The 6114-nt window shown below is 70.7% G+C and carries 7 protein-coding genes; 2 read left to right on the plus strand and 5 right to left on the minus strand.

The window, feature by feature from the left end:
* The coding region (locus FNH05_RS38375; protein WP_186382799.1) for a hypothetical protein at positions 1-448 on the plus strand (448 nt) is incomplete at its 5' end.
* 126 nt (positions 449-574) lie between these two features.
* Here the strand turns inward: FNH05_RS38375 and FNH05_RS29565 are convergent.
* The 5 genes from FNH05_RS29565 to FNH05_RS29585 form a co-directional block, all read right to left on the minus strand.
* The gene (locus FNH05_RS29565; protein ID WP_144592138.1) at positions 575-1822 is read right to left on the minus strand and encodes a beta-ketoacyl-[acyl-carrier-protein] synthase family protein; all 1248 of its coding nucleotides are present in this window, start codon (positions 1820-1822) and stop codon (positions 575-577) included.
* Between the two features lie 42 nt (positions 1823-1864).
* Complete coding sequence (locus tag FNH05_RS29570; protein WP_144592139.1) at positions 1865-2110, minus strand: acyl carrier protein; 246 nt, start codon at positions 2108-2110, stop codon at positions 1865-1867.
* A 68-nt stretch (positions 2111-2178) separates the two neighbouring features.
* A complete protein-coding gene (locus FNH05_RS29575; protein WP_144592140.1) occupies positions 2179-3156 on the minus strand; it encodes a beta-ketoacyl-ACP synthase III in 978 nt (325 codons plus the stop codon).
* A complete protein-coding gene (locus FNH05_RS29580; protein WP_144592141.1) occupies positions 3153-4085 on the minus strand; it encodes an ACP S-malonyltransferase in 933 nt (310 codons plus the stop codon). Before FNH05_RS29580 ends, FNH05_RS29575 begins: the two co-directional genes overlap by 4 nt.
* A 155-nt stretch (positions 4086-4240) precedes the next feature.
* Entirely contained in the window at positions 4241-5455 is a 1215-nt protein-coding gene (locus tag FNH05_RS29585) for a PucR family transcriptional regulator (protein WP_144592142.1), read from the minus strand.
* Between the two features lie 386 nt (positions 5456-5841).
* Here FNH05_RS29585 and FNH05_RS29590 point away from each other — a divergent pair.
* Positions 5842-6114 (plus strand): nicotinamide mononucleotide transporter (locus tag FNH05_RS29590; RefSeq protein WP_144592143.1); only part of this gene is annotated, 273 nt, incomplete at its 3' end.

Genomic DNA, 6114 nt, shown 5'->3' on the forward strand with positions numbered 1-6114 from the left:
CAGCACCACCGTGCGCCCACCCGGACAGCAGCCGGGCCCGGGCACTGTCGAACTGACCCGGGACGCGGCCCTGCACCCGTACCACGACGAGGTTCGGCGGCTGCTCCAGACCTATTTCGATGCGATCAACGGTCGCGACTACGACCGCTGGAAGCAGACCGTCACCAGCGACCGCGTCCGGAACAAGCCCCGCACCACCTGGCTCAAGGACTTCGAGTCGTCCAAGGACGGCAGCATCCTCGTCTACCGGATCGACCTGGCCTCGGAGCACGACCTGCGGGTCCTGATCGGGTTCACCAGCACGCAGCAGCCGCAGCAGGCGCCCTTGGAACTGCCGGGCGCCACCTGCGTGCAGTGGAAGCTCGTCCTGCCCGTCACCCAGGAGGACGGCGACTGGAAGGTCGACATGCTCCCCGGCTACGCCAGCATCGACGCCACCGCCTGCTGAACCGGAGGAAGGGCTGGGGTGAGCCGTGAAGGGTCCCTTCACGGCCAACACCCACGCGGCCCTCAGGGGAAAGGGCAGCAAATAGGGCCGTGAGGGGGTCCCTCACGGCCCTATCGGGGTGAAGCGTCAGGCGGCGGTGAACACCAGGGCCGTGTTGTGGCCGCCGAAGCCGAACGAGTTGCTGATCGCGGCGGTCAACTCGGCCTTCCGCGGTTCCCCGGCCACCACGTCGAGGTCGACCTTCGGGTCGAGGTTCTCGAGGTTCAGGGTGGCGGGCACGATGCCGTGGTAGACCGAGAGCAACGTCGCGATGCCCTCGACCGCGCCGGCCCCGCCCACGAGGTGGCCGAGCGCGCCCTTCGGCGCGGTCACCAAGGGGTGGCTGCCGATCGCCTTGCGGATCGCGTTGGCCTCGCCGATGTCGCCCACCACCGTGGAGGTGGCGTGCGCGTTGACGTGACCGATGTCGTCCGCGGTCAGCCCGGCCATCCGGATCGCGTTGGTCATCGCCGCGATCTGGCCGATGCCCTCCGGGTGGTTGCCGGTGATGTGGTACGCGTCGGAGGTGATGCCGTATCCGGCGAGCCTGCCGTAGATCTTCGCGCCGCGGGCCTTGGCCCGGTCGGCACGCTCCAGGATGACCACGCCCGCGCCCTCGCCGAGCACGAACCCGTCCCGCGCGGCGTCGAACGGCCGGGAGGCGAGCTCGGGCTCGTCGTTGCGGGTGGACACGGTACGGGCCTGGGCGAAACCGGCGATGGTGATCGGGTGGATGCAGGCCTCCGCCCCACCGGCGACCACCACGTCGGCCCGGCCGTTCTGGATCATCTGGTAGCCGCTGGCGATGCCCTCCGCGCCGGAGGCACACGCCGAGGCGGGTGAGTGCACTCCGGCACGGGCCCTCAGGTCGATGCCGACGTGCGCGGCGGGACCGTTGGGCATCAGCATCGGCACGGTCAGCGGCGAGACCTTGCGGATGCCGTACTCCTCCAGCAGGTCGTCCTGGTTCAGCAGGGTCACCGGACCCCCGATCCCGGTGCCGATGGACACGCCGAGCCGCTCGGGCTCGACGTCGCTGTGCTCGTCCGTCGGCTCCGAGAAACCGGCATCCGCCCACGCCTGCCGCGCCGCGATCAGGGCGACCTGCTCGCAGCGGTCCAGCCTGCGGGCCTGCACCCGCGGGAGCTTCTCCGTCGGATCCTCGGCGAGCGTGGCGCCGATCTTCACCGGCAGATCGAATCTCTCGACCCAGTCGGCCTCGATGCGGCGGATGCCGCTGCGGCCGGCGAGCAGGCCGTCCCAGGTGGACGCGACGTCCCCGCCGAGCGGCGTGGTGGCGCCCAGCCCGGTGATGACGACGTCGATGTTGCCCATATGAGTCTCCCCGAGGTCTCGTTCAGAGAATGACGTTGTTCGTTACTTGGCGTTCGCCGCGACGTAGTCCACGGCGTCGCCGACGGTCTTCAGGTTGGCCAGCTCGTCGTCCGGGATCTTGACCCCGAACCTGTCCTCGGCCTGCACCGCGATCTCCACCATCGACAGCGAGTCGATGTCCAGGTCGTCCACGAACGACTTCTCGGAGCTCACGTCGTCCTTGGCGACACCGGCGACCTCCTCGACGATTTCCGCGAGGCCGGCGAGGATCTCTTCTTTGTCCGCCACTGTTGGTTCCCTTTCTGGTTACGGGTTCGATCACCCCGGCGGGCCGGTGCCCGCCGGGGTAAGTGGTATCACGGGCAGATGATGACCTGACCGGCGTAGGACAGTCCCGCGCCGAAACCGACCATCAGCACCACGTCCCCGCTGTGCACGGTGCCCGCCTTGCGCATGTGGTCGAGCGCCATCGGGATGGACGCGGACGAGGTGTTGCCCGAGTACTTGATGTCGTCGGCGACCACCATGTCCTCGCGGGCGCCCTTGGCGCGCAGGCGCCTGGCGATCGCGTCGACGATCCGCAGGTTCGCCTGGTGCGGGATGAGGACGTCCACATCGGACGGTTGCACCCCGGCAAGCTCCAGCGCGCGCAACGCGACCGGCGCGATCTGGGTGGTCGCCCACCGGAAGACCGACTGGCCCTCCTGGTAGATGTAGCGGTGCTCCCGCATGTAGATCGTGTCGACGAGGTCGCCGGCGCTGCCCCAGGCCACCGGTCCGATGCCGGGCTCCTCCGAGGGCCCGACCACCATGGCGCCGGCGCCGTCGGCGAAGATGATCGCGTTCGCCCGGTCGTACGGGTCGACCACGTCGGTGAGCTTCTCGGCGCCGATCACCAGCACCTTGCCCGCGGAACCGGAGCGGATCAGGTCCGAGGCCACGCCCAGCCCGTAGCAGAACCCGGCGCAGGCGGCGTTGAGGTCGAAGGCACCGGGCGCCTTGATCCCGATCCGGTCGGCCACCTGGGCCGCGGCGTTCGGGATCGGCGCGGGCAGCGTGCAGTTCGGCACGATCACGGTGTCCACTTCGGAGGGATCGACCCCGGCGTCGGCGAGCGCGTTGGTGCCCGCCTTCACCGCCATGTCGACGAGCAGTTCGTCCTTGTTGGCGAACCGGCGCTCGATGATGCCGACCCGGTCGCGGATCCACTTGTCGTCGGTGTCCATGATCTTGGACAGGTCGTCGTTGGTCACCACGCGGTCGGGCTGGGTGCTGCCCACCCCCAGTACCCGCGTCGCGGCTGGTCCCTGCTTGAGCCGCAGTACCGGCGTCACTCGGCCTCCTTCGTGACGGCGGCCAGCTCGGCCGGGGTCTTCAGTGCGATCGTGGTGGTGACGGTGCCCTTCAACTGGCGCTTGACCAGACCGGTCAGCGTGCCCGCCGGGGGGAGTTCGACGGTGGTGGTGACGCCGAGCGCGACCAGCCCGTCCATGGTCAGGTCCCAGCGCACCGGCCTGGTCACCTGCGCGACCAGGCGGTCCAGGTACTCGGTGCCGCTGGTGACGACCTTGCCGTCGGCATTGGACAGCAGCGGGCGCACCGGGTCGGCCGGGGTGATGGACGCGGCGTGCCGCCGCAGCGCCTCCTCGGCGGGCGCCATGTACGAGGTGTGGAAGGCGCCCGCGACCTTGAGCTGGCGCACCTTCGTGCCTTCCAGCGGTTCGGCGACGATCCGTTCGATGGCGTCGGCGGCCCCGGAAGCGACGATCTGGCCGGCGCCGTTGCGGTTCGCGGCGGTCAGGCCGTGCCCGGCCAGCCAGTCCACGACCTGCTCCGGCTCGCCCAGCATCACCGCGGCCATGCTCGTCGGCTCCAGTGCGCACGCCTTGGCCATCTCCGCCCCGCGTACCGCGGCGAGGGTGACGGCGTCCTCGGCGGACAGCACACCGGCGATCGCGGCGGCGGCCAGCTCCCCGACGGAGTGCCCGGCCACGGGTGCGTCCTGGGGAACGCCCTGGCGCGCCTGGATCTCCTCATAGGCGAGCAGGGACAGCGCGACGATCAGCGGCTGGGTGATCGCGGTGTCCTGGATGGTCTCGGCGTCGGCTTCGGTGCCGAGCCCGATCAGGTCGAGACCGGCCCGCTCCGACCAGCGCTCGAGCTTCTCACGGGTGCCGTCGAGCTCGAGCCAGGGAGTGAACATGCCGGGAGCCTGAGAGCCCTGTCCGGGGGCGAGCAGTGCTGTCACGTGTCCAGGGAACACGGCACCTCGTCGTCACCGGGATGTCGCCGCTCACCAAGTCCTTGCGGCGAATTTGTAGCCCCCCTCCAAAAATGGCGGCGGGAACGACAACACCGGCGGTGCACGCTTGTAAGGTTCGGGCAGTCCGTGGCGTGAATCTGCTCACGATCACGGGCTCACCACAGGCCGCGGGCACGCGCGAGCCTGCCGACCGTCAGTGCGACCCGCAGCACCAGGGCGTCCCGCGAATCGGTGGGATTGCGGCCGGTGAGTTCGGTGGCGCGGCGCAGCCGGTAGCGGACCGTGTTGGGGTGCACGAACAGGGTCTTCGCACAGGTTTCCAGCACCCCGCCGGATTCGAGGTAGGCCTCGACGGTCTGCAGCACCGTCGTCCCGGCGGCTTCGAGCGGCTGGGCGATCTCCTCGATGAGCAGCCGTTCGGCCTCGGCATCGCCGGACAGGGCCCGCTCGGGCAGCAGCTCGACCGATCGCACCGGCCGGGGCGCCGCGGGCCAGCCGACCACCGCGCGCAGCCCTGACAGCGCTTCTGAGGCGCTGCGGTGGGCCTCGGCGAGACTGGGGACCGTCGGGCCGGCGACCACGGGGCCGTCCCCGAAGGCGACGGCCAGCTTGCCCAGCGCCTGTTCCTCCCGCACGGTGCCCTCGTCGTGCGGGCCGCCCGCGACCACGATCAGGCGGGAGCCCTGCACGCTGAGCAGGACCGGGCGGCTCAGCCGCGCGGCGAGCCTGCGCACCTCGAACACCACGGTCGGCGGGTCGTCGGACGAGGGCGCGCCGACCAGGACCGTCGCCGCGGAGGCCGGGTCCCAGCCCAGCGCGGCCGCGCGGGAAAGCACGGCCTCCTCGGCGTCGCCGCGGACGATCCCGTCCACCACGAGCGCTTCCAGGCGGGCGTCCCACGCGCCCCGCGCCTCGGCGGCCGCCGCGTAGGAGTTGGCGGTGGCGAAGGCGATCTCGCGCCCGTACCGCAGGATGCCCTCGATCAGCGCGGCCTGCTCGGCCTCGCTGGCGGCGAAGGCGGGCAGTTCGTGCTCGAACACCTCGATCGCCATCCGCACCAGGCCCACGGCCTGCCGCAGCCCGATCCAGCGGGAGAGGTCCTGCGGTGCGCTGCGGAAGGCCTCGGTGGTCAGCTTGAGGGCCTCGTGCGAGTCCCGGAGCCAGTCCACGAAGCCCGCGGCACCGGTCTGGGTGATCATCAGCACACTGGCCCGCTGGTCGGCGGGCAGGCGGCTGAACCAGGGCAGGCGCCGTTCCATCGCCGCCACGCTCGCGGAGGCCAGCCTGCCCGACGCGCGCTCCAACCGCCGCAGCGTCTTGGCGGACAGCCCGTGGTGCTTGGTGGTGGGCCGATGGTTCGTCTGGGTCATGGTGACCCGATCGTAGGCTTGTTCGCTCCCGGCGCCCCCGCGTGTGTCCCACCTTCGGTGGCCCGTGTCCCGCGCCCGGCTGCGTGAGTTCCCCGTTCGGCGGGATGAAGCGCCCGTGCGGGCGAAAACCGGCGAGCGGGGTGAGTAATTTTCACATCTTGGCGGGTGTGAGATGCGAGGCCGCCCAGCGCCTTGCGGTTCTCGCTGCGCTGGGCGGCCTCATCTCCCCGGTCCCCACCGGTAGGTCCACTATGGACCTTGTGGATCTTTTTCCGCTACCCGTCCTACCGTGTCTCACCCAATCGTGCGGTGGGCTGCGGTGGGGTGGCCCCCCGGCGCACCGAGGGTGAGGGAATCAGCGGGCGTCCCGGCCGGTTGATCACGACGTGGATTACTTGCTGCACCACGGGCTGACGGTTTTCGGCCAGCACATCTCCTTCGCGGAGCTGGCCGGGCAGCTGTTCGCGCTCGCGGTGGTGTTCCTCGCCGAACGCCGGACGCTGTGGACCTGGCCCGTGCAGGTCGGGGCGACCGTGCTGCTGTTCGCGGTGTACGTCTCGGCACACCTGGGCGGGCTGGCGGCACGCCAGATCGCGATCCTGGTGATCTCCCTGTACGGCTGGTGGGCGTGGATGCGGCGCAAGGACCCGGTGTACGGC

Origin of the sequence: Amycolatopsis rhizosphaerae, assembly GCF_007713715.1 — a bacterium.
Lineage (GTDB): Bacteria > Actinomycetota > Actinomycetes > Mycobacteriales > Pseudonocardiaceae > Amycolatopsis_E > Amycolatopsis_E rhizosphaerae.